General features: G+C 70.1%; 23 protein-coding genes. 16 read left to right on the forward strand and 7 right to left on the reverse strand.

Annotated elements, in window-relative coordinates:
- Window positions 1–2 precede the first annotated feature (2 nt).
- Together R2APBS1_RS17265 and mutM are read left to right on the forward strand one after the other, a co-directional pair.
- Window positions 3–494: a hypothetical protein gene (locus R2APBS1_RS17265; RefSeq protein WP_015448901.1), complete on the forward strand. Its 492-nt coding sequence runs from the start codon at window positions 3–5 to the stop codon at window positions 492–494.
- Window positions 495–509: 15 nt separating this feature from the next.
- Complete coding sequence (mutM, locus tag R2APBS1_RS17270) at window positions 510–1,337, forward strand: bifunctional DNA-formamidopyrimidine glycosylase/DNA-(apurinic or apyrimidinic site) lyase (RefSeq protein WP_015448902.1); 828 nt, start codon at window positions 510–512, stop codon at window positions 1,335–1,337.
- Window positions 1,338–1,346: 9 nt separating this feature from the next.
- On the opposite strand, the gene R2APBS1_RS17275 is transcribed toward mutM, so the two are convergent.
- From R2APBS1_RS17275 to R2APBS1_RS17285, 3 genes are all read right to left on the reverse strand, one after another.
- Window positions 1,347–2,114, reverse strand: coding sequence for a hypothetical protein (locus R2APBS1_RS17275; protein ID WP_015448903.1), 768 nt, complete (start codon window positions 2,112–2,114; stop codon window positions 1,347–1,349).
- Window positions 2,115–2,136: 22 nt separating this feature from the next.
- Window positions 2,137–2,769, reverse strand: coding sequence for a thymidine kinase (locus R2APBS1_RS17280; protein ID WP_007513757.1), 633 nt, complete (start codon window positions 2,767–2,769; stop codon window positions 2,137–2,139).
- Between the two features lie 138 nt (window positions 2,770–2,907).
- Window positions 2,908–4,218: an NAD(P)/FAD-dependent oxidoreductase gene (locus R2APBS1_RS17285; RefSeq protein WP_015448904.1), complete on the reverse strand. Its 1,311-nt coding sequence runs from the start codon at window positions 4,216–4,218 to the stop codon at window positions 2,908–2,910.
- Between the two features lie 104 nt (window positions 4,219–4,322).
- On the opposite strand from R2APBS1_RS17285, the gene R2APBS1_RS17290 reads away from it, so the two are divergent.
- On the forward strand, window positions 4,323–6,305 hold the full coding sequence (locus R2APBS1_RS17290) for a UvrD-helicase domain-containing protein (protein ID WP_015448905.1): 1,983 nt from the start codon (window positions 4,323–4,325) through the stop codon (window positions 6,303–6,305).
- A gap of 58 nt (window positions 6,306–6,363) precedes the next feature.
- On the opposite strand, the gene R2APBS1_RS17295 is transcribed toward R2APBS1_RS17290, so the two are convergent.
- Window positions 6,364–7,395 carry an AI-2E family transporter gene (locus R2APBS1_RS17295; protein ID WP_015448906.1) on the reverse strand — a complete coding sequence of 344 codons (1,032 nt, stop codon included), beginning with the start codon at window positions 7,393–7,395 and terminating at the stop codon, window positions 6,364–6,366.
- Between the two features lie 129 nt (window positions 7,396–7,524).
- Between R2APBS1_RS17295 and R2APBS1_RS17300 the strand changes: the two genes are divergently transcribed.
- The 7 genes from R2APBS1_RS17300 to R2APBS1_RS17330 all read left to right on the forward strand — a co-directional run bounded on the left by R2APBS1_RS17300 (window position 7,525) and on the right by R2APBS1_RS17330 (window position 15,551).
- Window positions 7,525–8,418 carry a 5'-nucleotidase, lipoprotein e(P4) family gene (locus tag R2APBS1_RS17300; RefSeq protein ID WP_015448907.1) on the forward strand — a complete coding sequence of 298 codons (894 nt, stop codon included), beginning with the start codon at window positions 7,525–7,527 and terminating at the stop codon, window positions 8,416–8,418.
- Window positions 8,419–8,714: 296 nt separating this feature from the next.
- The gene (locus R2APBS1_RS17305; RefSeq protein ID WP_015448908.1) at window positions 8,715–9,641 is read left to right on the forward strand and encodes a YqhG/Tai3 family protein; all 927 of its coding nucleotides are present in this window, start codon (window positions 8,715–8,717) and stop codon (window positions 9,639–9,641) included.
- 31 nt (window positions 9,642–9,672) lie between these two features.
- Window positions 9,673–12,351, forward strand: coding sequence for a glycerol-3-phosphate 1-O-acyltransferase PlsB (gene plsB, locus R2APBS1_RS17310; RefSeq protein ID WP_015448909.1), 2,679 nt, complete (start codon window positions 9,673–9,675; stop codon window positions 12,349–12,351).
- A gap of 31 nt (window positions 12,352–12,382) precedes the next feature.
- On the forward strand, window positions 12,383–13,735 hold the full coding sequence (locus R2APBS1_RS17315; RefSeq protein WP_015448910.1) for a metal-dependent hydrolase family protein: 1,353 nt from the start codon (window positions 12,383–12,385) through the stop codon (window positions 13,733–13,735).
- Between the two features lie 73 nt (window positions 13,736–13,808).
- The gene (gene ubiE / locus R2APBS1_RS17320) at window positions 13,809–14,576 is read left to right on the forward strand and encodes a bifunctional demethylmenaquinone methyltransferase/2-methoxy-6-polyprenyl-1,4-benzoquinol methylase UbiE (protein ID WP_015448911.1); all 768 of its coding nucleotides are present in this window, start codon (window positions 13,809–13,811) and stop codon (window positions 14,574–14,576) included.
- Window positions 14,577–14,656: 80 nt separating this feature from the next.
- The gene (locus R2APBS1_RS17325; protein WP_007513730.1) at window positions 14,657–14,923 is read left to right on the forward strand and encodes a DUF2249 domain-containing protein; all 267 of its coding nucleotides are present in this window, start codon (window positions 14,657–14,659) and stop codon (window positions 14,921–14,923) included.
- Window positions 14,924–14,936: 13 nt separating this feature from the next.
- On the forward strand, window positions 14,937–15,551 hold the full coding sequence (locus tag R2APBS1_RS17330) for an FmdE family protein (protein ID WP_015448912.1): 615 nt from the start codon (window positions 14,937–14,939) through the stop codon (window positions 15,549–15,551).
- A gap of 7 nt (window positions 15,552–15,558) precedes the next feature.
- On the opposite strand, the gene R2APBS1_RS17335 is transcribed toward R2APBS1_RS17330, so the two are convergent.
- Both R2APBS1_RS17335 and R2APBS1_RS17340 read right to left on the reverse strand, forming a co-directional pair.
- Window positions 15,559–15,858, reverse strand: a complete 300-nt coding sequence (locus R2APBS1_RS17335; RefSeq protein ID WP_015448913.1) for a cupin domain-containing protein — start codon at window positions 15,856–15,858, stop codon at window positions 15,559–15,561.
- Window positions 15,859–15,868: 10 nt separating this feature from the next.
- The gene (locus tag R2APBS1_RS17340; RefSeq protein ID WP_015448914.1) at window positions 15,869–16,789 is read right to left on the reverse strand and encodes a DMT family transporter; all 921 of its coding nucleotides are present in this window, start codon (window positions 16,787–16,789) and stop codon (window positions 15,869–15,871) included.
- A gap of 141 nt (window positions 16,790–16,930) precedes the next feature.
- Between R2APBS1_RS17340 and R2APBS1_RS17345 the strand changes: the two genes are divergently transcribed.
- The 5 genes from R2APBS1_RS17345 (at window position 16,931) to R2APBS1_RS17365 (ending at window position 21,981) form a co-directional block, all read left to right on the forward strand.
- Window positions 16,931–17,425 (forward strand): Lrp/AsnC family transcriptional regulator, encoded by a 495-nt coding sequence (locus R2APBS1_RS17345; RefSeq protein ID WP_015448915.1) that lies wholly within the window; start codon window positions 16,931–16,933, stop codon window positions 17,423–17,425.
- Between the two features lie 25 nt (window positions 17,426–17,450).
- Window positions 17,451–19,142 (forward strand): acid phosphatase, encoded by a 1,692-nt coding sequence (acpA, locus tag R2APBS1_RS17350; RefSeq protein WP_015448916.1) that lies wholly within the window; start codon window positions 17,451–17,453, stop codon window positions 19,140–19,142.
- An 82-nt stretch (window positions 19,143–19,224) separates the two neighbouring features.
- Complete coding sequence (gene pip / locus R2APBS1_RS17355; protein WP_015448917.1) at window positions 19,225–20,178, forward strand: prolyl aminopeptidase; 954 nt, start codon at window positions 19,225–19,227, stop codon at window positions 20,176–20,178.
- Window positions 20,179–20,212: 34 nt separating this feature from the next.
- Window positions 20,213–21,505, forward strand: a complete 1,293-nt coding sequence (locus tag R2APBS1_RS17360) for an NAD-dependent epimerase/dehydratase family protein (protein WP_015448918.1) — start codon at window positions 20,213–20,215, stop codon at window positions 21,503–21,505.
- A complete protein-coding gene (locus R2APBS1_RS17365; protein WP_007513714.1) occupies window positions 21,502–21,981 on the forward strand; it encodes a DUF2269 family protein in 480 nt (159 codons plus the stop codon). Before R2APBS1_RS17360 ends, R2APBS1_RS17365 begins: the two co-directional genes overlap by 4 nt.
- Window positions 21,982–22,039: 58 nt before the next feature.
- On the opposite strand, the gene R2APBS1_RS17370 is transcribed toward R2APBS1_RS17365, so the two are convergent.
- Entirely contained in the window at window positions 22,040–24,220 is a 2,181-nt protein-coding gene (locus tag R2APBS1_RS17370; protein ID WP_015448919.1) for a putative bifunctional diguanylate cyclase/phosphodiesterase, read from the reverse strand.
- Between the two features lie 164 nt (window positions 24,221–24,384).
- On the opposite strand from R2APBS1_RS17370, the gene R2APBS1_RS17375 reads away from it, so the two are divergent.
- Entirely contained in the window at window positions 24,385–26,241 is a 1,857-nt protein-coding gene (locus R2APBS1_RS17375; RefSeq protein ID WP_007513709.1) for a M1 family metallopeptidase, read from the forward strand.
- Window positions 26,242–26,324 lie beyond the last annotated feature (83 nt).

Genomic DNA, 26,324 nt, shown 5'->3' on the forward strand with positions numbered 1-26,324 from the left:
CCATGAAACGCGCCGCCCGCCAGCGCCTGTGGTTGCTGCTTGCCGTGCTCGCCCTGCTGCTGCTCGCCGGCTGGCAGTGGCAGCGCGACGCGCGCCACGCCAACGGAAATCTCACCACGCTCGACCCGGCCACCGTCACGTACGTCGCGCTCGCCCTGCCCGGTGCGCCCGCCGAACGCTATGGGAAACGCGACGGTCACTGGTGGCGCATCGACGGCACGCCCACCCGGGCCGTCGACGCTCGCCTCAACGATCTCGCCGACACCGCCGCGGCGCCCGTACTGAGCTGGCGCCCGGCCAGCGATTTCGAAACGGCGAAGATCGGGCTGGCGCCGCCACACGCCGTGCTCACGCTGGACGGCCAGACACTGGAATTCGGCGAGGCCTCGGTCACCGGCCCGCAGCACTACGTGCGCGTGGGCCAGCGCATCGCGCTGGTATCGTCGCGCTACGTACCGCGCTCGCCGGCCACGGCGACCACCGCGTTGCACTGACCGCGGGATCACGCCTTGCCCGAACTGCCCGAAGTCGAAACCACCCGCCGCGGCATCGCGCCGTATGTGGTCGGCCGCCGCGTCACCGGCGTGATCCTGCGCCGGCCCGACCTGCGCTGGCCGATCCCGCCGGAGATCGGTGCGCTGCTGCCCGGCCAGCGCATCGACGCGGTGGAACGCCGCGCGAAATACCTGCTGCTGCACACCGCGGCCGGCAGCGTGCTGCTGCACCTGGGCATGACCGGCGTGCTGCGCGTGCTGCCGCCGGACGCCCCGGTCGGCAGGCACGACCACGTCGACATCGCGCTGGAACGCACGAGCACGCAGGCGCCACGCATCCTGCGCTTCACCGATCCGCGCCGCTTCGGCTGCCTGTTGTGGCAGCCCCCCGACACCATCCACGAGCTGCTGGCCAAGCTCGGCCCCGAGCCGCTGACCGATGCCTTCGACGGCGACCTGCTGTGGCATCGCTCGCGCGGCCGCACGGCGGCGGTGAAGCTGTTCCTGATGGACAACGCGGTCGTCGTCGGGGTGGGCAACATCTACGCCAGCGAAGCGCTGTTCCGCGCCGGCATCGACCCGCGCAAACCAGCCGGCAGCCTCTCGCGGGCGCGCTATGCGCGGCTGGCCGCCGAGGTGAAGCACCTGCTGGCCTGGGCGATCGAGCGCGGCGGCACCACCTTGCGCGACTTCCTCGCCCCCGACGGCGCACCCGGCTACTTCTTCCGCGAACTGATGGTCTACGGCCGCGCCGGCGAACCGTGCCACGTCTGCGGCACGGCAATCCGGCAGGTCGTGCTGGGACAGCGCTCGACGTTCTGGTGCCCGCGCTGCCAGCGCTGAACCGGCGGCTTACTCGGGCCAGCTGAACTCGACATGGGTGTTGTTGAACTCGGGGTCGTCGAGGCTGCCGCCCGGCTGCGCGACCAGGCCGTCGGGCAAACCTTCGACGTCGAGCTGCTGGCCGGCGCTGAAGTGCGCGCCCAGCGAGAGCAGTTCGACCAGCTTCTCGCACAGCACGCCGGCGCGGTCGAGGTCGCGCTCGGGCACGTGGCGCAGGCTGAGGTCGGGGCGGCCGAACTTGCGCATGCCGCGGGTGTGCACCCAGGAGCGGTCGCCGCCCTCGTCGCTGCGCAGGATCAGCACGTGGTGGCGCGGCGGCGCGCCGTCCTTGACCAGGTAGTGGCGGCGCCAGTGCGCGGCGTCGAACAGGGTGAGGATCTGCGGGTCGAGGATCGCCGTGCCGCCCACGTCGAGCATGCCGGCCAGCACGCCCAGCGTGTCGCGCAGGTAGTCGAGGCTGGCGCCGTCCTTGAGCACGCCGCGCACCACCAGCACCTCGGGCGCGATGCGCGCGGCCTCGTACGCCTCGGGCGTGTCTTCCCTGATCAGCCGGCCCAGCGCGCCGTTCAGCGGATAGCCCTCCCACTGGCGCAGCACGGCGTTCTGGAAGCGCTGGATCTCCACGCCCGCGGGCAGGCCGGGGCTGCCGTAGCGCGGCGACGGGATCAGCAACTCCGGCGCGAACTTGCCGAACACGTAGAACTGCAGCACCACCTCGTCTTCGCCGGGCTGCCAGTACGGCCGCGGCCAGCTGGCGGGGGGAGTGGCTTCGCTCATGCGGATTCCTCGGTGGCTCGGTTCATTCGCGCTCGCCCAGCGGCAGCACGCTCTGCTGCAGCTCGATGCGGCCGTGGCCAGCGCTGATCTTCTTGAACTCGGCGCGGCTCACCGAGACATAGCGTTCGTTGCCGCCGATCTCAACCTGCGGGCCGTCGGTGACCGCGCGGCCATGCTCGTCCACGCGCACCACCATGGTCGCCTTGCTGCCGGTATGGCAGATCGTCTTGATTTCCTGCAGCTCGTCGGCCCAGGCCAGCAGGTAGCGGCTGCCCTCGAACAGCTCGCCACGGAAGTCGGTGCGCAGGCCGTAGGCCAGCACCGGGATGTGCAGCTTGTCGACCACGTCGCTGGCCTGCCACACCTGCGCCCTGGCCAGAAACTGCGCCTCGTCGACGAACACGCAGTGCAGCGGGCCGTGCGCGGCGATGTCGGCCTCGACCAGCGCCAGCAGATCCTCGTCACCGGCGAAGCGGCGCGCGTTCGCCTTGAGGCCGATGCGCGAGGCGACCACGCCTGCGCCGAAGCGGTCGTCCAGCGCCGGGGTGAGGATCAGCGTGCGCATGCCGCGCTCGTGATAGTTGTACGCGCTCTGCAGCAGCGTGGTGGTCTTGCCGGCGTTCATCGCCGAGTAATAGAAGTAGAGCTTGGCCATTGGGAGCCGGGATTCGGGATTCGGGATTCGGGATTCGGGACTGGCAAGAGCGGCGCTGCGGCCAAGCCATGCTCCCAGTTTCTCACAGGCACCCGGTCGCGAGAGCTGCCGCTCTTCCTATTCCCTGTTTCCTGCTCCCTATTCCCCGCCCAAAGGCGCGCGCGCCTGGGCCAGCCGATAACGGCGCTCGGCACGGCTGCGGCGCCAGTCGCGCAGGTACAGGATCGCGTACACCAGCTTGAACAGCTGCAGCCGCCACAGCACCTTCGGCGTATCGAACAGGTCGCCGGCCAGCATCGAGATCACCGCCTGCTCCAGCTGCCAGGTGTTGCGCGGCGAGCGCAGCATCTGCCGCATTACCGGCGCGTTGAAGCGGTGGATGAAGAACGCGAAGCGCGCCATACCCCTGCGCTGGCGCCGCTCCAGCCGGCGCAGCAGGGCCCGTTCGCGCCGCGGTTCGCGCAGCGCCGCATCGACCACGTCGGCCACCCGCTCCGCGCCGTCCATCGCCAGGTACACGCCGGAGGAAAACACCGGGTCGAGGAAGGCGAACGCATCGCCCACCAGCACCCAACCCGCTCCGCCCATGCGGCTCGCGTCGTAGGAGTAGTTGCCGGTGACATGCACTTCGTCGCCGATCAGCCTGGCCCGCTCGACGCGCTGCCACAGCGCCGGGTTGAGCCGCAGCGTGTCGAGCAGGAACTCCAGCGTGCGGCCCTTGCGCTGCTTGAGGTAATCCGGCCGGCACACCGCGCCCACGCTCATCACGCCGTCGGGCAGCGGGATCATCCACATCCAGCCGTGCGCGAAGCGGTAGATGCTGACGTTGCCGGCGTCCTCGCCATCGCGGCGGCCGGCGCCGCGGAAGTGGCCGAAGATCGCCGCGCTCTGATGCTGGCGGCTGCGGCGCCGCAACTTCATCTTCGTCGCCAGCAGCGCATCGCGGCCGCTGGCGTCCACCACGTAGCGCGCGCGGATCGCGTAGTCGTAGCCGTCGTCGGTGTGCACGTCCAGCCGGCTCTCGCGTGGGCCGCGCTGCTCCACCTGCAGCACCTCGTGCCCCTCGCGCGCCTCGGCGCCGCACTCGCGCGCATGCTGGTACAGCATGCGGTCGAAATCCTGCCGCCACACCTGGTACGCATGCGGCGGGCTCTGCCCGATCGCGCGGGCGAACGCGTAGACGTTGTAGCCGCGCGCGTCGTCGGTCTCGAAATCCGCGCCGCGCTTGAACACGCCGAGCGCGCGCACCTTGTCCAGCACGCCCAGCCGCTCGAACACCGGCAGGTTCATCGGCAGCAGCGACTCGCCGATATGGAAGCGCGGGTGGTGCGCCTTCTCCAGCGCGATCACCTTGTAGCCGCGGCGCGCCAGCAGGGCGGCCGCGGTGCTGCCGCCGGGGCCGCCGCCGATCACCGCCACGTCGCACTGCTCGATTTCCGGTTCCGCCATGCCGTTCCTCGCTGGCTGTCGTGCGGCCGATTATGGCCGAAGCCGGCGGGTGCGCCAGCAGCGCTCTGTTACCATCGGCCGCCGCCTCACGCCTCACTCGGTCCATGCTCAATCCACAACAACTGGCCGCCGTCGAACACTGCGACAGCCCGCTGCTGGTGCTGGCCGGCGCCGGTTCCGGCAAGACCAGCGTGATCACCCAGAAGATCGCCTACCTGATCCAGCGCCGCAAGCTGGCGCCGTCGAAGATCGCCGCGATCACCTTCACCAACAAGGCCGCGCGCGAGATGCGCGAGCGCGTGGCGAAGCTGGTCAGCAGCGAGGACGCGGCCGCGCTCACGGTGAGCACGTTCCACGCGCTGGGGCTGAAATTCCTGCAGATCGAACACGCCCGCGCCGGCCTGCGCCGCGGCTTCTCGGTGCTGGATGCGGACGACAGCGGCGGCATCGTCAAGGAGCTGGCGCCGAAAGGGATCAAGAACGACGCGCTGTTCGGCCTGCGCAACCTGCTCAGCCGCGCCAAGAACGGCGGGCTGTCGCCGGAGGAGGCGCTGGCCGCCGCGCGCAGCCCGCGCGAACTCGAAGCGGCGACCATCTACGACCTGTACCAGCAGCGCCTGGCCGCGTTCAACGCGGTGGATTTCGACGACCTGATCCGGCTGCCGCTGCGCACCCTGGAAAGCGACGCCGAATGCCGCGACGCCTGGCGCGAGCGCCTGCGCTACCTGCTGGTGGACGAGTACCAGGACACCAACGACGCGCAGTACCGCCTGCTGAAGGTGCTGACCGGCGAGCGCGGCGGGATCACCTGCGTGGGCGACGACGACCAGAGCATCTACGCCTGGCGCGGCGCCAATCCCGAGAACATCGACCAACTCGGCCGCGACTGGCCGAACCTGCGCGTGATCAAGCTGGAACAGAACTACCGCTGCGGGCGGCGCATCCTGCGCGCGGCGAACGCGCTGATCGCCAACAACCCGCACAGCCACGAAAAGAAGCTGTGGAGCGAGCACCCGGAAGGCGCGCCGATCCGCGTGCTGGAATGCAAGGAGGCCGAGCACGAGGCCGAACGCATTGCCGCGATCGCCACCACGCTGGCCGAGAAGCACAAGGCGCGCTGGGACGACATGGCGATCCTGTACCGCGGCAACTTCCAAGCGCGGCCGCTGGAGAAGGCGCTGCGCCTGGCGCGGATTCCGTACCACCTCACCGGTGCGCTTTCCTTCCTCGACCGCGCCGAGGTGAAGGACCTGCTCTGCTACCTGCGCCTGCTGACCAACCCCAGCGACGACGCCGCGTTCCTGCGCGTGGTCAACGTGCCGAAGCGCGAGATCGGCGCGACCACGCTGGAGAAGCTGGGCCAGCTCGCGCAGTCGCGCCACTCGTCCCTGCTCGACGCCACCCGCAGCGACGGCGTGCTGCGCCAGCTCACCCCGCGCCCGGCCGCCGCGCTGGCGTCATTCGCCAATCTGCTGGACGAACTGCGCAGCGCCTCGCTGCATGAAAGCGCCGCCGACCTGGTCGAGCTGATCCTGAAACGCACCGGCTACGCCGCGCAGATCGCCGCCGGCACGCCCGACGCCAGCGTGCGCGAGCGCAAGCTGGGCAACCTGCAGGAATTGGCCGACTGGTTCCGCGCGATGCAGAAAGGCGGCAACACGGCCGGCGACCTCGCCTCGCAGCTGGCCCTGCTCAGCCACGCCGACCGCGACGAGCCGGGGAATGCCGTGCGCATGATGACCCTGCACTCGGCCAAGGGTCTGGAGTTCCGTTTCGTCTTCATCGTCGGCTGCGAGGACGGCACGCTGCCGCATGAGGGCGCGCTGGACGAAGGCCGCGTCGACGAGGAACGCCGGCTGATGTACGTCGGCATCACCCGCGCCAAGGAACTGCTGACGCTGTCCTGGTCGGCGCAGACCAAGCGCTACGGCGACATCCACCGCAACCAGCCCAGCCGTTTCCTGCACGAGCTGCCACAGGCCGACCTGCACTGGCAGGGCAAGGACCCCGAAGCGGACAAGGAAGTGACCCGCGAGACCGCCGAGTCGCACATGGCGCGGATCAAGGCGATGCTGGCCGGCGGCTGATGGGCGCGGGATTCGGGAAAGCGTCGCCCGCAAGCGGAGACCTGCAACCGATGCGCGCCTACAGCAGGCCCTCCGCTTCCAGCTCGCTCTTCAGATACGCGTAGTAGATCGGTGCGGCGATCACGCCGGGCAGGCCAAACACCGCTTCCATCAGCAACATGGCCACCAGCAGCTCCCACGCGCGGGCGCGGATCTGGGTGCCCACGATGCGCGCGTTGAGGAAGTACTCGAGCTTGTGGATCAGCACCAGGAACACCAGCGCGGCGATACCCACCCCCAGCGACACCGACAACCCGGCCACGGCGATCGCGGTGTTGGAGATCAGGTTGCCGAGCACCGGCAGCAGGCCGGCCACGAAGGTCGCCACCACCAGGGTCTTGGCCAGCGGCACGTGGATGCCCATCAGCGGCAGCACGCCGAGCAGGAAGATCGCGGTGAACAGGGTGTTGATCAGCGAGATCTTGACCTGCGCGAACACGATGTTGTGGAACGCCTCCGCCAGCCGCCGGCAGCGCAGGCTCAGCATGGCCGCCAGCGGCCCCATCTGGTGCGCCGGGCGGGTGCGGCTGAGTGCCACGATCGCGCCCAGCACCAGGCCGATGATGATGTGCACGAACACCCGCACCGCGCCCTTGCCGGCCAGCTGCAGGGTGGCCGCGTGCTTGCGCGCCAGTTCGATCGCGCCCACGCGCAGGTCGTCGACGCTGTCCGGCAGGTTGTTGACCAGGATCGGCGGCAACTGCTGGCGCGCCTTCTCCACCAGCGGCATCAGTTGCTGCTGCCACAGCAGCTGCGGATTGCCGATCTCGGCGTGGAACAGGCTGATCGCACCGAGGATCAGCAGGATCAGCAGACCCACCACCACCGCGCCCAGCAGCGCCACCACCACTACCCGCGCGCGGTCGCCGGAAATGCGCCGGCCGAGCAGCGGCACCATCGTCTGCACCAGCTCGAACACCAGCAGGCCGGCCAGCAGCGCCGGCAGCAGGTGGATCTCCACGACCAGCAGCAAGGTGGCGCCCGCCAGCAGGTAACTCGCGTAGCGGACGACCGCCGAAGGCGGACGCAGGGCGGGCAGGCTGGAGTCCATGCGAGACGAAACCGTGGGGAGCGGGAGTGCCAGTCTGTCAGCAGCCCGCCATGGCTGCCAGCCCTGCCACGGGGCTGTCGTAAACTGCGTTCATTGTTTCGCTTCGCTTGTTTTCCAAGGAACGCCTTCATGCGGCTTCGTCTTTCCACGTCCCTGCTCGCGCTCGCCCTGCTGGCCGGCTGCGCCGGCGCTCCCCGCCACCCTGCGGCCACGGCGACGCTCGCTGCGCCGGCCACGGCGGCAACCACGGTCGCCGCCAACGACAACCTCAACGCGGTGGCGTGGAGCCAGACCGCGATCGAGCACGACCTGATCTACCTGCAGACTTACCGCGACGCCCAGGCGCGCCTGCTCGCCGCCATGAAGGACCGCCACTGGGACGCGCTGGCCAAGGATGAGCGCGTGGCGCCGGCCGGCGGCCTCCAGCCGGCGGTGGTGCTGGACATCGACGAAACCGTGCTGGACAACTCGCCGTACCAGGCGCGCCTGGTGCGCAGCGGCGGCGAATACAACGAGGCGGACTGGGCCGAATGGTGCCGGCAGGGAAGCGCGCGCGCGCTTCCCGGCGTGGTCGAGTTCACCCAGTTCGCCGCGAAGCACGGCATCGCCGTGCTCTACGTGTCCAACCGCGCCAAGGACCTGGACCAGGTCACCCTGGCCAACCTGCGCAAGGTGGGCCTGCCGGTCTTCGGCCCGCAGGCGTTCCTCGGCCTGGGCACCTTTGTCGAAGGCTGCGAGCAGGTCGGCACCGAGAAGGGCTGCCGGCGCCAGCTGATCAGCCGCAAGTACCGCGTGCTGATGCAGTTTGGTGACCAGATCGGCGACTTCGTGACGGTGCTGGCGAACAACGCCGCCGGTCGCCAGCGGGCGATGGTGCCGTACATGAACTGGATCGGCTCGCGCTGGTTCGTGTTGCCGAATGCAACCTACGGTTCGTGGGAGCCGGCGCTGTTCAACAACGACTGGAGCGCGCCGCCGGAGCAGCGGCGCCGGCAGAAAATCGATGCGCTACGCTACGAGTAGAAAATAGTGATTATAAACAATACTTTATAATACAAAAGAAAAGTATTGCCTCAGCTTTAACGAGCAAGTAATATTTCGTCCGCCAACACCTGCTGACCAGATCTTTCGCAGGCAAGGCCATTTCCCTTCCGGCTCTGCCGGATTTCCCCGCGAGGCCAACGCCCGCGGGGTTTTCTTTTCCGGCCTCGCGAAAACTTGCGCCGCGCCCTTGTTTCGCCGCCGCCGCGGCCCTTACCCTGCGCGCTCACCCGCCCCGTGGCGCCTCCCCCGCCACCGCCTGCCGCGAGACCCCGCCGATGCGCCTGCCCTTCCTTCGCCACGCGATGCCGATGCTGCTTGCCGCGCTGCTGCTGGGCGCCTGCCACGGCAAGGACGAGGCGGCGCAAGCCGGCGGCAGCACGCCGCAAGCGGCGCTGCAGGCCTCGATCGACCTGCTCAAGGCCGGCGACTTCGACCGGCTGTGGAAGCACGCGCTGCCGCCGGCCGACTACGCCAACCTGCGCGCCGACTGGAGCCTGCAGCAGCGCGACGCGCGGCCGATCAGCGCCGCGGATCGCGCCCGTTTCCACGAGGCGATGCAAAAGCTCGGCGGGCCGGACGCGGCGGCCAGGCTTTACGCCGAGCTGCAGCCGAAGCTGGCCGCGATGGAACAGCAGTACAAGGACCAGTTGCCGATGCTGGTCAGCGTGGGCGAGGCCATGCTGAAGAGCGCCGTCGCGCAGAGCCGCACCCTCAGCGAAGCGCGGAAGACCCAGGCCGACGGCGTGCTCGACGTCATGCTGCCGTGGGTCCGGCAGACGCCGTGGTTCGACCAGGCCCGGGCGCAGCAGGCGGTCGGCGTGGCGGTGGCGACCGCGCGCCAGCTGGACCTGAAAGACCCCGACCAGCTGCACGCGATGGATTTCGACGCGACCATGGGCAAGTACGCCGTCGCCTGGGGCGGCCTCAAGCGCCTGCTGGCGATCTACGGCCTGTCGGTGGACGACACGCTGGACTCGGTCAAGCTCACCCCGCTGTCCAACGACAACGGCCATGCCGTGGTGAAGATCGACTACACCCTGCTCGGCAGGCCGCTGTCGACCGAAGCGACCCTGGTGCAGGAGAACGGCCGCTGGTACAGCGAGGACCTGCTGCAGAACGCGCGCCAGTCGCACCGACAGCTGCAGCAGGCGGCCACCGCCAGTGCGCCCGCCAGCGCCGGCAGCGCCGTAACGAAAGACTGAGCGACGCAGCCGTTAGAATGGACGGATGCCCATGACTACCAACGCGGACTCCTCCGCCCGCCCCCGTGCCCCCTGGTGGTTCAACCTGGCCGGCCAGCTGCTGCAGCCCTGGGTGCGCATCCGCCGCGACCCGGCCGAGCCCGCGGCCCTGCTGCAGGCCGGCGTGCCGGTCTGCTACGTGATCGAGCGCGACGGCTTTTCCGACGCGCTGATCCTGCAGCGCGCCTGCCGCGAAGCCGGCCTGCCCAACCCGATGCGGCCGCTGGCCGGCACCCGCCGGCGGCGCTCGGTATTCGCGCTGGCGCGGCGCGACGGCAGCCTGCTCGGGCGCAACCGCAAGCGCAACCCGAACGAAGCGCTGCGGCAGCTGGTGCATTCGCTGGAAGGCCTGCCCGGCAGCGACATCCAGATCGTGCCGGTATCGATCTACGTCGGCCGCGCGCCCAGCCGCGACAGCGGCTGGTTCCGCGTGCTGTTCTCGGAAAACTGGGTGATGGTCGGCCGCTTCCGCCGCATGCTGGCGCTACTGCTGAACGGGCGCGACACGGTGGTGCATTTCTCCACGCCGGTGTCGCTGCGGCAGACGCTGGACGAATCGGGCGGGATCACCCCGGAGCGCTTCGCGCGCAAGGTCGCGCGGGTGCTGCGCACCCATTTCCACCGCATCCGCGCCGCGGTGATCGGACCGGACCTGTCGCACAAGCGCACCGTGGTGGACGCGGTGCTGAACGCCGAGCCGGTGCGTGCCGCGATCGCCGCCGCCGCGGCGAAGGAGAAGATCAGCCACGCCAGGGCCTGGCGCAAGGCGCACCAGCTGGTGCTGGAGATTGCCGCCGACTACTCGCATCCGGTGGTGCGCTCGGCCTCGTTCCTGCTTTCCAACTTCTGGAACAAGCTGTACGACGGCATCGCCATGCACCATTTCGACAAGGCCCGCGCCGCCGCGCCCGGCCACGAAGTGATCTACGTGCCCTGCCACCGCAGCCACGCCGACTACCTGCTGATGAGCTACCAGCTGCACGTGTCCGGCGTGGTGGTGCCGCACATCGCAGCGGGGGTGAACCTCAACCTGCCGGTGATCGGGCCGATCCTGCGCCGCGGCGGCGCGTTCTTCCTGCGCCGCAGCTTCCGCGGCAACGCGCTGTACTCGGTGGTGTTCAACGAATACGTGGCGCAGCTGATCGACCGCGGCGTGCCGATGGAATACTTCATCGAGGGCGGCCGCTCGCGCACCGGCCGCCTGCTGGCGCCGCGTGCCGGCATGCTGGCGATGACGGTGCGCGCGTTCCTGCGCGCGCCGCGCCGGCCGGTGCTGTTCCAGCCGGTGTACATCGGCTACGAGAAGCTGATGGAGGGCAAGAGCTACATCGGCGAGCTCAGCGGCCAGCCGAAGGAGAAGGAGTCGCTGCTCGGCCTGCTCAAGGGGCTCAAGGTGCTGCGCCAGCGCTATGGCCACGTGGCGCTGAACTTCGGCGAACCGATCGAGCTGACCCCGCTGCTGGACGCGGCCAGCCATGACTGGCGCGCCGCCGGCGCCGACCCCGAGGCGAAGCCGGAATGGCTGGGCGTGGTGACCGACCGCCTCGCCGAGCAGATCCAGGTCAACATCAACCGCGCCGCCGACGTCAACCCGATCAACCTGCTGGCGCTGGCCCTGCTGGCCACGCCGAAGCACGCGATGGCCGAGAGCGACCTGCTGACCCAGCTCGAGCTGGGCAAGACGATGCTGGAGGAGTTGCCGTACTCGGACCGCATCACGCTGACCCCGATGAACCCGGCCGCGATCATCGCCTACGGCGAGCAGATGGGCTGGATCCAGCGCGTGCAGCACCCGCTGGGCGACGTGCTCACCGCCACCGGCGAGCGCGCGGTGCTGCTCAGCTATTTCCGCAACAATGTGCTGCACCTCACCGCCACCGCCGCGTGGGTGGCGTGCTGCTTCCTCAACAACCGCCGCATGTCGCGCGCCTCGATCCTGCGGTTGGGCCGGATCATCTACCCGTTCATCCAGGGCGAGCTGTTCCTGCCGTGGGATACCGATGGTTTCGCCGAGCAACTGCAGGCCACCATCGATTTCTTCGTGCGCCGCGGCCTGCTCGAAGCGGTCAGCGACGGCCGCGTGCTGGAACGCAGCCCCGGCCAGGACGACGGTGCCTACCAGCTCAAGGTGATCGCGCGCAGCCTGATCCAGGCCTTCGAGCGCTACTACATCACCATCGCCGCGCTGGCCAAGAACGGCCCGCACACGATGACCGGCGCCGAGCTGGAGAACGCCTGCTCGCTCACCGCGCAGCGGCTGTCCCTGCTCAACGAGCTGACCGCGCCGGAGTTCTTCGACAAGGCGCTGTTCCGCGGTTTCATCCAGAAGCTGCGCGAACGGCGCATCGTGTGGACCGACGACGCCGGCAAGCTCGACTACGACGCCGCACTGGAAGGCATGGTGCGCGACGCGCGGGTGATCCTCTCGCGCGAGGTGCGCCACTCGATCCTGAAGATCACCCCCGGCGGCAACGACTGGGAGGCGCCCGCCGCCGACGCCCGCGAAGGTGTCGTCGAGGGCACCTACGTCCCCGCCGACAGCGACGACGCCGCGCTGCACGCGCGCCACGTCGCCGCCGAGCAGCGCGAACACGAGCGGCGCAGCGGCAGCGATCGCCGCCTGCCCGACGCTGCCGAGCCGACGCCCACGCACCGCGACGCCGCCGAGTAGGATGGCCGCACTGCCGCCAGGGGAACCACCCATGTCCATGCCTCGCCTGCTGCTCGCCGTCGCCGTATCGTGCCTTCCGCTCGCCGCCGGCGCCGATGCGCCGCCCCCCGATGCGGCCGGCGGCCCGCAGCTCAACCTGATCGAATGCGCGCGCCTGCTCGATCCCGTGGCCGGCAGGATGCTGGGCCAGACCACGCTGGTCGTCGAGGATGGCCGGATCAAGGAGATCCGCCCCGGCGCCGTCGACCCCGAGCCGTACCGCAAGACAGCCGGCAGCCTGAGCGTCGCCAGGCTGCCGGACGCCACCTGCATGCCGGGGCTGATCGACTCGCACACGCACCTGACCATGCAGTTCGGCAAGAACTCCTACAGCGACAAGTTCCGCCTCAATCCGGCCGACCATGCGATCCGCGGCACCGTCTACGCGAAGCGCACCCTGTTGGCCGGCTTCACCACGGTGCGCAACCTCGGCGACGACGACAATGCGTCGATCGCGCTGCGCAACGCGATCGACGCCGGCCTGGTGCCCGGCCCGCACATCTTCAGCGCCGGCAAGCCCATCGGCAGCACCGGCGGCCACGCCGATCCGAGCAACGGCTTCCGCTGGGATCTGCAGGGCGACCCCGGCCCGAAGGACGGCATCATCGACTCGCCCGCCGAGGCATGGAAGGCGGTGCGCCAGCACTACAAGGACGGTGCCGACCTGATCAAGATCATGCCCTCCGGCGGCGTGCTGGACGAAAGCTCCAGCTCCGGCAACCCGCAGATGACGCTGGAGGAGATCCAGGCCGTGGTCGCCGCCGCGCACGACGACGGCTTCACCGTGGCGGCCCACGCACACGGCGCCGAGGCGATCCGCCGCGCCGTGCTCGGCGGGGTGGACTCGATCGAGCACGGCACCTTCATGGACGCGGCCGACATGAAACTGATGAAGGAACACGGCACCTGGTACGTGCCCACCATCATCGCCGGCCAGTACGTGATGGAGAAGGCGAAGCAGGGCTGGTATCCGCCGCAGGTCGCGCGCAAGGCCGAGGAAGTCGGCCCGCTGATCCTGGACACCGCCGGCAAGGCGTACAAGGCCGGCGTGAAGATTGCCTTCGGCACCGACGCCGGCGTCTACCCGCACGGCGACAACGCCAGGGAGTTCGCCTACATGGTGCAGGCCGGCATGCCGCCGATGTTCGTGCTGCAGGCCGCCACCACCCATGCCGCCGAACTGCTCCATCAGCAGGACCGGTTCGGCCGCATCGCGGTGGGCCGCGGCGCCGACGTGATCGCCGTGCCGGGCAATCCGCTGGACGACATCACCGCCATGCAGCACGTCAGCTTCGTGATGAAGGACGGGGTGGTCTACAAGCAGGACGGCAAGCCGACGCTCTGACGCGCGGCTCGCCGGCAGCGACGCCCTGGCCGATGCCGAAGCCTTGAACCCCGTTCCCTGTAACATCGCCCCAATGAACAATCAGCCCGAAACCCCACCTGGACCCACCACCCACTTCGGCTTCCGCGACGTGCCGGTCGGTGACAAGCAGAAGCTGGTCGGCCAGGTGTTCACCTCGGTCGCGAAGAACTACGACCTGATGAACGACCTGATGTCGCTCGGCATCCACCGGCTGTGGAAGCGGCATTTCGTGGCGGTCAGCGGGGTGCGTCGCGGCGACCGCGTGCTGGACCTGGCCGGGGGCACCGGCGACATCGCCGCGCTGCTGAAACCGGTGCTCGGCGACGCAGGCGAAGTGGTGGTCGGCGACATCAACGCGGCGATGCTCGGCGTCGGCCGCGACCGCCTCACCGACCGCGGCCTGGTCGCCGGCCTGCGCTGGGCGCAGCTGAACGCCGAACGCCTGCCCTTCCCCGACAACAGCTTCGACGCGGTGACCATGGCTTTCGGCCTGCGCAACGTCACCGACAAGGACCAGGCGCTGGCCGACATCTGCCGCGTGCTCAAGCCCGGCGGCCGCGCGCTGGTACTGGAGTTCTCACGCGTACAGAGCGAGCTGTTCGGCAAGCTGTACGACTTCCACTCGTTCAAGGTGCTGCCGAAGCTCGGCCGGCTGTTCGCCGGCGACGCCGACAGCTACCGGTACCTGGCCGAGTCGATCCGCAAGCACCCCGACCAGGAAACCCTGAAGGGCATGATGGAGCGCGCCGGCTTCGGCCGCGTCGAGGTGCGCAACCTCAGCAACGGCATCGTGGCGATCCATCGCGCGTACAAGTTCTAGAGCTGCCCTGATCCAGATCAGTGGCGCGCCGCGGCGCGCGGCGTATGTTGGGCGCTCCCTTGACTGCGAGCACTCCCACCATGTCCATCGATGCCGTTGCCGAACAGAACGTCCACCTCTTCGACGCCCGCGGTGTGGCGCGCCGCTTCCGCCATTCGGCGATCTTCGGCGCCATCGGCGCGCTGCGCGGCGGCGAGACGATGCGCTTCGTCAACGACCACGACCCGATCCCGCTGATCGCCCAGCTGCGCGAGCGCCTGGGCGACAACCTCACCGTGACCTATCGCCAGCGCGACGCCGATGCGGTGGTGATCGACTTCGGCATCACCGGCCTGCCGGTCGAGTGAGCGGCCCCCGCGCATGAACTACCCCGCCTTCTACGACCAGGCCCCGCGCATCCGCATGCGCGACCCGCTGGCGGCCTTCCTCGGCGCCGCCGACGACGGCCTGCTGGAATACGCCTATGTCGATGCCGTGCGGCTGGCCGGCCATTCCTGCCCCACCGTGGCCGGCGCCTGGCTGATGGCGCGCACGGCATTGCGTGCGCTGTATCCGGGCGAGCCGGCCGAGCGCGGCGGCGTCACGGTGCGCATGCCGGCCGCCGAGGAGGAAGGCGTCACCGGGGTGATCGCGCAGGTGCTGACCCTGGTCACCGGCGCCGCGGCAGGCAACGGCTTCCACGGTATCGGCGGCCGTTTCGTGCGGCAGGCACTGCTGGGCTACGCGGCCTCGTCGGGCGCCGGCGCGGTGCAGTTCCGCCGCCGCGACAACGGCACCGCCGTGGCAGTGGAACTGGACCTGGCCACGGTGCCGGCGGCACCGAACCTGCGCGAGCTGATGGTCGGCGCGCTCCACCCCGAGGCCACCGCGGAGCAGCGCGCCGCATTCGCGCAAGCCTGGCAGGGCCGCGTGCAGCGCCTGCTGCTGGACCACGCCGACGACCCGCAGGTGCTGCAGCTCACCCGGCTGAACTGAGCGCCGCTCAGGCGTCGATGATCAGCAAGGTGCCGCTGCTGCCCGGCAGCACCGCATGCGGCACGCCGGCCGGCACCATGCAGAGCTGGCCCGCCACCACGGTGACTGCCTCACCCGCCACGTCCAGGCGCAATTCGCCTTCGAGCACCAGCAGGCCCTCGGCGTATGCATGCGTCTCGTCCGGATAGGCTTGCGCATCCATGCGCAGCAGCTTGAGGCTGGCGTCGCCGACGCGCGCCAGCCGCCTCGACTGCCAGGCCTGTTCCAGCTGCGCGGCCTGCCGCGCCAGGTCGAAAAGATGACCCATCACGCGTCCCTCAGCATTGCTCGCACGCCTCGACCGGCGCGGCCGACACCGGCGCGGCACGCCGCCGCGCATTCGCCAGCACCACGCCGCCGACGGTGATCGCGCCGCCGACCAGGATCAGCGCGTTCGGCACCTCGTGCAGCCACAACCAGCCGATCAGCAGCGCGATCGGCGGCGACAGGTAGATGAAGCTGCTGACCCGCGAGGCCGAGGCACGGTTCACCGCCATGTTCCACGCCAGATAACCGACGAAGGTCGGCGCGATGCCCAGCCACAGCAGCGCGCCGATGTGCGCCCACGACGCCGTCAGCAGCGCCTGCGGCAAGTGCCAGCCGAACGGCAGTGCGGCAAGCGTGCCGGCGAAGAACGCGAACGCGGTGACGCCGAGCATGCTGTTGCGCGCGAACAGCGCCTTCTGACCCACGAAGAAGATCGCCGAGACCATCACGCAGACCAGCACCAGCAAGGCCTTCGGATCAACCTCCACCCGCTGCCCGCTGGCCAGCACCACCAGCACCGTGCCGAGCAACGCCACCGCCAGCCCGACCCAGCTGCGCAGCGCCAGCCGCTCGCGCAGCCACAGCGCCGACACCGCCGCGGTGGCGGCCGGCACCAGCGAGATCAGGATCGCGGCGGTGCCGCTGGCGATCCGCGTCTCGGCGTAATTCAGGCACAGGTGGTAGACGGTCAGACCGAGCACGCCGAGCAGCGCCAGCAGCGGCCAGTCGCGCCGCGTCGGCAGCGGCACGCGCTTCACCCGCAGCAGCACGGCGAAGCACAGCGAGCCGATCAGCAGCCGCGCGAACGCGACCTCGCCCGGAGTAAAGGCCGGCAAGGCGTACGCGATCGCGGCGTACGCCGACGACCAGGTCAGCAAGGCAATCGCGATGGCGACGAGGGCGCGGCCATCGAGACGTTCAGCGGTATCCATGGGGACGGATTCCTGGGAGTGGGGAAGTGCGCATCCTAGTCTTGCCGCTCATACCGGGGAATAATGCGCCGGATCGTTTTCTCGGCACTTCGCCAGCGATCGAATCATTTTTCTCGGGGTCCCGCCTTGGAATCGAAAGTCATGGAATCAAAGCCGGAACTGGACGCCAAGGACTGGCAGCTGCTCGAAGCGCTGCAGCAGGACGCGCGCCTGGGCTACGCCGAGTTGGGCCGCAAGGTGCGCCTGTCCGCGCCGGCGGTGGCCGAGCGGGTGAAGCGGCTGGAGGAAGCCGGGGTGATCAGCGGCTACCGCGCCACGGTCGATCCGAAGCGGCTGGGTTACGGCATCAGCGCGATGATCCGGCTGCGTTGCGACGGCGCCACCTGCGCGCGCATCGGCGCACTGGTGGCGGACATTCCCGAGGTGCTCGAATGCCGCCGGCTGGCCGGCGAGGACTCGGCCCTGCTGCACGTGGTGGCGATGTCGATCGGCCACCTCGAAGCCGTGCTCGACCGCCTGCTGAAAACCGGTGCCAGCACCAGCACCACCACCCTGATCGTGCTGCAGACGCCGCACGAGCATCGTCCGCTGACCCGCGCCATGTGGAACGCGGCACGCGCGATGTCCGACGATTGACACCCACCCGCCAGCGACCGACGCCATGACCGACCCGATCGACCACCAGCCCCTGGCCCCGCCCGACGAGGCACCCGCCGACCCCGCACGCCGGCGCCTGCTCGGCGGCCTCGCGCTGGCCGGCGCGGCGCTCGCCGCCGGCGGCTGCAAGCCGTTCGGCGGGCAGCCACCGGCGTCGGCACCCACGGTCGCCGACGCGGCGCTCGACGCGCAGCTGCGCCGGCACATCCGCCACGTGGTGGTGCTGTACGCGGAGAACCGCAGCTTCAACAACCTGTTCGCGGACTTTCCCGGCATGGCCCAGCCGCTGCAGGCGCTCGACTCGCCGGCCTACCGCCAGCGCGACCGCGACGGCCGCCTGCTCGACACGCTGCCGCCAGTCTGGGGCGGCCTGGCGCCGCACCCGCAAACCGTCGACGACCGCCAGTACCGGATCGACGAGTCGGCGATCAGCGGCCTGCCGAACCGTCCGTTCGTGCTCGCCACGCCCGACGGTACGCCACTGCCGCACGGCGTGATCACCCGCGACCTGGTGCATCGCTTCTACGAGAACCAGCTGCAGATCAACGGCGGCCGCAACGACGGCTTCGTCGCCTGGGGCAATACCGGCGCGATGACCATGGGCCACTATGCCGACGGTGCGAAGCTGCGGCTGTGGCAGCTGGCCCGCCAATACACCCTGTGCGACAACTTCTTCATGGGCGCGTTCGGCGGCTCGTTCCTCAACCACCAGTACCTGGCCGCGGCGCAGCCGCCTTACTACCCGCACGCGGACCGCAGCCCGGCGAGGTTCCAGATCGCCACGCTGGAAGGCGACGACCCCACCGGCATCCGTCCGAAGCTGGCCGAGGGCTCGCCGGCCAGCGCGATGCAGGGGCGCCCGACGTTCGTCACCCACGACGCGCTCACGCCCGACTTCTGGGCGGTCAACACGATCGGCCCGGCCTATGCGCCGGGATTCAGCCGCGACAAGCACGACCCGCGCCTGACCGACGCGGCCAGCCCGAACACGCTGCCCGCGCAGAGCCACGCCACCATCGGCGACGCCTTGTCCGCCGTCGGCGTCGACTGGGCCTGGTACGCCGGCGCCTGGCAGCTGGCGCTGGACGGCCGCGGCGACGGCGACCACCGCGCGTTCCCGGAGGTGCCGAACTTCCAGCCGCACCACCAGCCGTTCAACTACTTCCGCCAGTTCGCGCCCGGCACCGCAGCGCGCGCGCGGCACCTGCGCGACGCCGGTACGGGCGGCGAGTCGGCCACCAACCACTTCCTCGCCGCGGCCGCCGCCGGCACGCTGCCGCCGGTGACGTTCTACAAGCCGCAGGGCGACCTCAACATGCACGCCGGCTACGCCAGCGTGGACGCCGGCGACCGCCACCTGGCACAGGTGGTCCAGGCGCTGCAGGCCAGCCCGCTGTGGCCGAACATGCTGGTCGTGATCACCGTCGACGAGAACGGCGGCTGGTGGGACCACGTGGTGCCGCCGAAGGGCGACCGCTGGGGCCCGGGCTCGCGCATCCCGGCGCTGGTGGTGTCGCCGTTCGCGAAGAAGGGTTTCGTCGACCACAGCGTCTACGACACCGGATCGATCCTGCGCTTGATCACCCGCCGCTTCGGCCTGGCGAAACTGCCCGGCCTCAAACTGCGCGAGCAGGCGATGATCGCCGCCGGCGGTCCGCCGCCGGGCGACCTCACCGCCGCACTGCAGTTCGACTGACGCAACAAACTCCCCCCGCTTGCCCCCAAGGGACTTCCTTCGGTCGCAGGGGGGAGGACAAAATCCACAAGAGATCCCCGCCATGCGCGAGATGTACCCCGAGATCGAGCCGTACCGTACCCACCGCCTCGCCGTCGATGCGATCCACACCCTGTACGTGGAGGAATGCGGCAACCCCGCTGGCCTGCCGGTGGTGTTCCTGCATGGCGGCCCGGGCGCGGGATTGTCGGCCTACCACCGCCGCTTCTTCGACCCGACGCGCTACCGCATCGTGCTGTTCGACCAGCGTGGCGCCGGCCAGTCGGCCCCGTTCGCCGAGCTCACCGACAACACCACATGGCACCTGGTCGCCGACATCGAGGCGATCCGCGAACAGTTGGAGATCGAGCGCTGGGTGGTGTTCGGCGGCTCCTGGGGCTCGACCCTGGCGCTGGCCTACGCGCAGACGCACGCCGAGCGCGTGCTCGGCCTGGTGCTGCGCGGCATCTTCCTCGGCCGGCCGCAGGAACTGCGCTGGTTCAACGAGGTGGACGGCGGCGCGGCGCAGATCTTCCCCGAGCGCTGGGCGCGCTTCCTCGCCTTCATCCCCGAGGCCGAACGCGGTTCGATGCTGGACGCCTACTGGAGCCGCCTGACCAGCGACGACGAGGCCACCCGGCTTGCCGCGGCGCGGGCGTGGAGCGCATGGGAAGGCGGCAGCACCACCTTGCTGCACGACCCCGACGCCGGCGGCGAGTTCGAGGACCCGCACAAGGCGGTCAGCCTGGCCGTGATGGAGGCGCACTACTTCCGCCACGCCATCTTCCTCGAACCCGACCAGCTGCTGCGCGACGTCGGGCGCATCCGCCGCATCCCCGCCACCATCGTGCACGGCCGCTACGACATCATCTGCCCGATGGCGAGCGCATACGACCTCAGCCAGGCCTGGCCGGAAGCGCGCCTGCAGGTGGTGCTGGCCGGGCACAGCGCGGCCGACCCGGCGATCGTGGACAAGCTGGTGGCGGCAACCGACCTGATGGCCGACCACTACTGCTGAGTTCCCCCACCGTCACCGGCACCGAGGAAACTCCATGCGCATACTGGTCACCGGCGCCTACGGCTTCATCGGCGCACACACCGTCGCGGCACTGACGGCGGCCGGCCACGAAGTAGTCTGCGCGGTGCGCGGCGCGCGCCTCGACACGCGCTTCCCCGGCCTCGCGGCGGTCGCTTGCGACATGGCCCGCGACGTGCGCAGCGAGGATTGGCTGCCCCGCCTCGCCGGCGTCGAGGCGGTAGTCAACTGCGCGGGCATCCTGCGCGAGCGCGGCGCCGACACTTTCGCCGCCGTGCACGAACAGGCGCCGCTGGCGTTGTTCCGCGCCTGCGCGCAGGCCGGGGTACGGCGGGCGATCCAGCTGTCCGCGCTGGGCCACGCCGAAGACGGCGCCTTCATCGCCTCCAAGCATCGCGGCGACAGCGCGCTGATGGCACTGGAGCTGGACTGGCTGGTGCTGCGCCCGTCGCTGGTCTACGGCGCACGCGGCTCCTACGGCGGCAGTTCGCTGCTGCGCGCGCTGGCCGGGCTGCCCGGCTTGCTGCCGCTGCCCGGCCGTGGCGGGCAACGGCTGCAGCCGATCGCCGCCGAAGACGTCGGCGCGGCCGTAGTCGCCGCGCTGGCCCGGCCGGCGGTCGCCCGCGACGTGCTCGAACTGGTCGGCCCCGACGTGCTGAGCCTGCGCGACTACCTGCTGGCCTGGCGCCGCTGGCTGGGCTTCGGGCGCGCCCGTACGCTGGCGGTACCCGCGCCGCTGGTGCGCCTGGCCTGCGCGCTGGGCGAGCACCTGGGCCGCGGCCCGCTCGGCAACACCATGGCGCGCATGCTCGAGCGCGGCAACCTCGGTGCCGCCGACGCCGTCGACCGCCTGCACGAACGCCTCGGCCTGGCGCCGCGGTCGCTGCAACGCGCGCTCGCCGAAGCGCCCAGCCAGGTGCAGGATCGCTGGCACGCGCGGCTGTATTTCGGCCTGCCGCTGCTGCGCGTGTCGATGGCCCTGCTCTGGCTCGGCTCTGGCGTAGTCGGCTGGCTGACCCCGCCGGCCGATGTGCTGGCCGCCGCTGCGGACGGTTTGCTCCCGGCTCCCGGCTTGCTCGCCCTGGCACGCGCCACCGCCAGCGCCGACCTGCTGCTGGGCGCGCTGTGCCTTCTGCGCTGGCGGCCGCGCCTGGTGCTGGCGCTGATGCTGGCGATGCTGCTCGGCTACACCGTCGCCATCGGCACCGCCTGGCCGGTCCACTGGCTGGATCCGTTCGGCGGCTTGCTGAAGAACCTGCCGCTGATCGCGGCGCTGGCGCTGCTGCTGGCGACGGAAGAGCACCGATGAACGACGCCTACGCGCTGCTGAAGACCGTGCACATCCTGTCGTCCACGCTGCTGTTCGGCACCGGCCTGGGCACCGCCTTCTTCTTCTGGTTCACCCACCGCAGCGGCCAGCCTGCGGCGATCGCGGTCGCCGCACGACTGACCGTGCGCGCGGACACCCTGTTCACCACGCCGGCGGTGATCGTGCAGCCGCTGTCGGGTTATCTGCTGATGCGACTGCTGGGCTTCGACTGGCACACGCCGTGGCTGCAGGCCGCCGCCGCGCTGTACCTGCTGGCCGGCGCCTGCTGGCTGCCGGTGGTGTGGCTGCAATGGCGGGCGTGCCGGCTCGCCGACGCCGCACTGCGCGACGGCACGGCGCTGCCGCCGGCCTACCACCGCTGCATGCGCATCTGGTTCGCGCTGGGCTGGCCGGCCTTCCTCGCGGTGCTCGCCACCTTCTGGCTGATGGTCGCCAAGCCGCCGCTGTGGGGTTGAGTCCGTCTGGCGGCACAGCGCGGGGAGGTGCTGTTCCGGCCGCCTCCGCCGGCGCCCGTCAGGACACGGGGGCGTGGCGGTGGGCGACCACCCAGCGACGAAAGCTGGCGTCGTCGACCGGGCGGCTGATCAGGTAGCCCTGCAGGGCGTCGCAGCCCATCTGTTCCAGCGCCTGGCGCTGGAACGCGGTCTCCACGCCTTCCGCCACCGCCACGATGCCCAGCCGGTGCGCCATGTCGATGATGAAGCCGGCCAGCGGATTGCCGGCCTCGACCTGCAGCTCGCTCACGAAGGCGCGGTCGATCTTGAGGACGTCCAGCGGCAGGTGTTGCAGGTAGTTCAGCGAGGAGTAGCCGACGCCGAAGTCGTCCAGCGCCAGCCGGAAGCCCGCGGCGGCGAGCCGTCGCAGGGTCGCCTGCGCGCCGTCGAAATCCTGCAGCAAGGCGCTCTCGGTCAGTTCCAGGGTGAGCCGCGCCGGCGCGACGCCGGCCGCATGCACCTGCGCCACCAGCCGGGCGGCATAGTGCGGATGGACGAGTTGCCAGGCGCTCACGTTGACCGCCAGGGACCCGCCGTGGGGGATGCCGTCGCGATCCCAGGCGCGCAGGTGCGCGCAGGCCTCGTCGACGACCCAGGCGCCGAGCGCGTGGATCAGACCGGTTTCCTCGGCCAGCGGGATGAATTTTTCCGGCGCCACTTCGCCCAGCTGCGGGTGGTGCCAGCGCAGCAGCGCCTCGGCGCCCAGCAGTTCGCCCGCGGTCGTGATCTGCGGCTGGAAATGCAGCGCGAACTGCGTGCCCATGCGATCCTGCTCCAGCGCCTCACGCAGGCCGCGTTCCAGGCGCAGGCGCTGGTCGGCCTCCTGCTGCATCGGCGGCAGGAACACCCGCACCGTGTTGCGTCCGGCCGCCTTGGCCCGGTACAGCGCGATGTCGGCCCGGCGCAGCAGGTCGGCCACGCCCACCTCGCCGACGGGGTATACCGCCACGCCGACGCTGGCACCCACCCCGAGCACGTGCCGGCCCTCCATCACCGGCTCGGACACCAGCGCGATCACGTCCTGCGCGACCCGCTCCGCGCGTGCCTGCACTTCCGACGGCGTGCGTTCCCGCAACCCCAGCATCAAGACGAACTCGTCTCCGCCCAAGCGCGCCAGCGTGGCCTCGGGTGGCGCCGCGGCAAGCAGGCGCTCGGCCATGGCCTGCAGCAGGCGATCGCCGACGTGGTGACCCAGGCCGTCGTTGATGGTCTTGAAGTTGTCCAGATCGATCAGCAGCAAGGCGCCGCAGACGCCGCGCGCCAGCGCGTCGGCACGCGATTCGGCGAGCCGCTTCAGCGCACAGGCGCGATTGGGCAGGCCAGTCAGGCTGTCGTGATAGGCGAGATGGCGCAGGTTCTGCTCGGCGGCGTGGCGCGTGTGTTCCTCGACCTCGAGCTGCCGCCGGGTGTGTTCCAGTTGTGCCGTACGCCGGCGCATCTGCGCGGCCAGCGACAGGCTCATCAGCAACACGAAGGGCAGGAAGGCGAAGGCGTCCAGGTAGGGAGCCTGGTAGCCGAGCAGGTCGACCATGATGTCGCCCCACAGCAGGACGACGAACTGCACGATCAGGCAGCCGCCCAGCAACACGGCGCGCAGCGTGTCGCCGCCGCGGTACTGCGCCCATGCGCGGCCGAGCGCCCACAGGAAGACCGCATAACTGGCCACATGGAAGGCCAGACCCCAGGCCGAGGCGGCGCCGGAGACGCGGTACAGCCGCTCGCCCCACGGCAGCACGATGGCTTGGCCCGGTTCCAGGCGCGAGAAGAACAGGGTGGCCGGCGCCGACCCGTTGACACACAGCAGCACCACCATCAGCAGGCTCATCGCCAGCAGCAGGCGCCAGCGGGTGCCGGCGCCGGTGTAGGCGCGGATGAACACCACCATGGGGGCGAGGCTGGCGATGGCCGCCGCGATCATCCAGTGCAGCGCAGCGGTGGCCGCCGCCAGCCCGTCGGCCCGCGCCAGCCGCATGTTGCCAAGCGCAAGCACGGCGATGCACAGGCACAGCGCCGCGTAGGAAAGATAGACGGCTTCGCGGCGCCGCCACAGGCCGATGACCACGAACTGCACGCCGGAGGCGAATGCGATGCCGGTGGTGGCGATCAGGGCCGCGATGAAGTAGCCGAACGCCGATGGATCCGCGCCAATCAGCATGCCCTCTCCCCAGGTTCGCGCCGCCGACGCGTAGTCGTCGATCATGGCGACATCCGTGCGGCAAGCTTGCACCTTTCGCCGCAACGAGAAAAGTCTCGGCGACGCGCCGTCCGGAACCGCCGCCCGCCATGCGACCAGGCCTTCCGTCACGGGCCAGCCAGCTTGCCGCGATGGCATACTCGTCGCATCCCTGCACCCGGAGCCGCTGCATGCGCCTGCTTTCCATCCTCGCCCTCGGCAGCCTCGTGCTGCCGCTGGCCGCCTACGCCAACGACCCGAATTCCTACGCGCAGCCCGACCAGGTGCGCGTGACCCATCTGGATCTCGACCTCACGATCGACTTCCCGCACAAGCAGCTCGACGGCCAGGCCACGCTGAAGCTGGACTGGAAGAATCCCAAGGCGCAGTCGCTGGTGCTGGACACGCGCGACCTGAAGATCGCCCGCGTCGAGGCGCTGGCCGCCGATGGCAAGGCCACGCCGCTGAAGTACGCATTGGCCCCGCGCGACAAGGTGCTGGGCAGCAAGCTGACCATCGCCACGCCGAAGCATCCGGCGCAGGTGCGCATCGTCTACACCAGCTCGCCCGAGGCGTCCGGCCTGCAGTGGCTGACCCCGGCGCAGACCGCGGACAAGAAGTTGCCGTTCATGTTCTCGCAGTCCGAGTCGATCCACGCGCGCTCGTGGGTGCCGCTGCAGGATTCGCCGGCGATCCGCTTCACCTACGACGCCCGCGTCACCGCGCCGAAGGACGTGCGCGTGGTGATGAGCGCAATCAACGACGCGAAGCATCCGCTGGACGGCAAGTTCGCGTTCGAGCAGCCGCACCCGATTCCGTCCTACCTGCTGGCGATCGCCGCCGGCGACCTCGCCGTGAAGGAGACCGGCCCGCGTTCGGCCGTCTATGCCGAGCCGTCGGTGGTGAACAAGGCCGCGCACGAGTTCGAGGACACCGAGCAGCTGATCGCCGCCACCGAGCAGCTGTACGGCCCGTACGCGTGGGGCCGCTACGACATCCTGGTGCTGCCGCCGTCGTTCCCGTTCGGCGGCATGGAAAACCCGAACATGACGTTCGCCACGCCGACCGTGCTGGTCGGCGACAAGAGCCTGGTCTCGCTGGTCTCGCACGAGCTGGCGCACTCGTGGTCGGGCAACCTGGTGACGTCCGCCGCGTGGCGCGACATCTGGCTCAACGAAGGCTTCACCACCTACGTGCAGGGCCGCATCACCGAGGCGGTGTACGGCAAGGCGCTGGCCGACGAGGAAGCGTTGCTGTCCGCCCGCGCCTTGCAGAAGAGCATCGGCGCGATGGCCGCCAACGCGCAGAAGCTGGCGCCCGATCCGCGCGGCATCGGCGCCGACGACGCGCTGTCCGACGTGGCCTACGACAAGGGCTCGTGGTTCCTGCGCACACTGGAGCAGCGCTTCGGCCGCGAGGCGTTCGATGCCTACCTGAAGGGCTACTTTCAGCACTTCGCGTTCCAGAGCATCACCACCGAGCAGATGCTCGACTACCTGAAGCCGAACCTGATCGAAAAATATCCCGGCAAGATGGGCTGGGACGAGGCAAAGGCCTGGGTCTACGGCGAAGGTATTCCGAAGGATGCGCCGCTGCCCGACTCGCCGCGCTTCAACGCGATCGACCGCGAGCGCACGGATTTCCTCGCCGGCTCGCTGGCCGCCGACAAGCTCGACGCCAAGGGCTGGAACACGCAGGAATGGATGTACTTCCTCGACCGCCTGCCCGATGCGCCGCCGCTGGCGAAGATGCAGGAACTCGACGCCGCCTGGCACCTCACCGGCACGCCGAACGCGGAGATCGGCATGCGCTGGTACAGCCACGCGATCGCCGCCGGCGACAAGGCCGTGTGGAGCGCCGCCGCCGAGCACATGACGCGGATCGGCCGCATCTATCTCACCACGCCGCTGTACAAGGCCTTCGTGAAAACCCCGGAAGGCCTGGCCTTCGCCGAGCAGGTCTACGCCAGGGCCAAGGCCGGTTACCACCCGCTGACTCAGCAGGTGGTGGAGGGCATCCTCGCCAAGGCGAAGCAAGCGAAGCACTGACCGCCCCTCCCCCTGCTCCGCAGGGGGAGGCTGGGAGGGGTAGCGCTTTTGATCTTCGACCAAGGTCAAGAGCGACCCCACCC

The organism is Rhodanobacter denitrificans (assembly GCF_000230695.2).
GTDB classification, from domain to species: domain Bacteria; phylum Pseudomonadota; class Gammaproteobacteria; order Xanthomonadales; family Rhodanobacteraceae; genus Rhodanobacter; species Rhodanobacter denitrificans.

Excerpts from the sequence above, each read along its gene's own strand:
- R2APBS1_RS17265 (WP_015448901.1), top strand. The coding sequence starts at position 3 with ATGAAACGCGCCGCCCGCCAGCGCCTGTGGTTGCTGCTTGCCGTGCTC.
- R2APBS1_RS17275 (WP_015448903.1), bottom strand. The coding sequence starts at position 2,114 with ATGAGCGAAGCCACTCCCCCCGCCAGCTGGCCGCGGCCGTACTGGCAG.
- R2APBS1_RS17280 (WP_007513757.1), bottom strand. The coding sequence starts at position 2,769 with ATGGCCAAGCTCTACTTCTATTACTCGGCGATGAACGCCGGCAAGACC.
- R2APBS1_RS17285 (WP_015448904.1), bottom strand. The coding sequence starts at position 4,218 with ATGGCGGAACCGGAAATCGAGCAGTGCGACGTGGCGGTGATCGGCGGC.
- R2APBS1_RS17290 (WP_015448905.1), top strand. The coding sequence starts at position 4,323 with ATGCTCAATCCACAACAACTGGCCGCCGTCGAACACTGCGACAGCCCG.
- R2APBS1_RS17295 (WP_015448906.1), bottom strand. The coding sequence starts at position 7,395 with ATGGACTCCAGCCTGCCCGCCCTGCGTCCGCCTTCGGCGGTCGTCCGC.
- R2APBS1_RS17300 (WP_015448907.1), top strand. The coding sequence starts at position 7,525 with ATGCGGCTTCGTCTTTCCACGTCCCTGCTCGCGCTCGCCCTGCTGGCC.
- R2APBS1_RS17305 (WP_015448908.1), top strand. The coding sequence starts at position 8,715 with ATGCGCCTGCCCTTCCTTCGCCACGCGATGCCGATGCTGCTTGCCGCG.
- plsB (WP_015448909.1), top strand. The coding sequence starts at position 9,673 with ATGACTACCAACGCGGACTCCTCCGCCCGCCCCCGTGCCCCCTGGTGG.
- R2APBS1_RS17315 (WP_015448910.1), top strand. The coding sequence starts at position 12,383 with ATGTCCATGCCTCGCCTGCTGCTCGCCGTCGCCGTATCGTGCCTTCCG.
- ubiE (WP_015448911.1), top strand. The coding sequence starts at position 13,809 with ATGAACAATCAGCCCGAAACCCCACCTGGACCCACCACCCACTTCGGC.
- R2APBS1_RS17325 (WP_007513730.1), top strand. The coding sequence starts at position 14,657 with ATGTCCATCGATGCCGTTGCCGAACAGAACGTCCACCTCTTCGACGCC.
- R2APBS1_RS17330 (WP_015448912.1), top strand. The coding sequence starts at position 14,937 with ATGAACTACCCCGCCTTCTACGACCAGGCCCCGCGCATCCGCATGCGC.
- R2APBS1_RS17335 (WP_015448913.1), bottom strand. The coding sequence starts at position 15,858 with ATGGGTCATCTTTTCGACCTGGCGCGGCAGGCCGCGCAGCTGGAACAG.
- R2APBS1_RS17340 (WP_015448914.1), bottom strand. The coding sequence starts at position 16,789 with ATGGATACCGCTGAACGTCTCGATGGCCGCGCCCTCGTCGCCATCGCG.
- R2APBS1_RS17345 (WP_015448915.1), top strand. The coding sequence starts at position 16,931 with ATGGAATCAAAGCCGGAACTGGACGCCAAGGACTGGCAGCTGCTCGAA.
- acpA (WP_015448916.1), top strand. The coding sequence starts at position 17,451 with ATGACCGACCCGATCGACCACCAGCCCCTGGCCCCGCCCGACGAGGCA.
- pip (WP_015448917.1), top strand. The coding sequence starts at position 19,225 with ATGCGCGAGATGTACCCCGAGATCGAGCCGTACCGTACCCACCGCCTC.
- R2APBS1_RS17360 (WP_015448918.1), top strand. The coding sequence starts at position 20,213 with ATGCGCATACTGGTCACCGGCGCCTACGGCTTCATCGGCGCACACACC.
- R2APBS1_RS17365 (WP_007513714.1), top strand. The coding sequence starts at position 21,502 with ATGAACGACGCCTACGCGCTGCTGAAGACCGTGCACATCCTGTCGTCC.
- R2APBS1_RS17370 (WP_015448919.1), bottom strand. The coding sequence starts at position 24,220 with ATGATCGACGACTACGCGTCGGCGGCGCGAACCTGGGGAGAGGGCATG.
- R2APBS1_RS17375 (WP_007513709.1), top strand. The coding sequence starts at position 24,385 with ATGCGCCTGCTTTCCATCCTCGCCCTCGGCAGCCTCGTGCTGCCGCTG.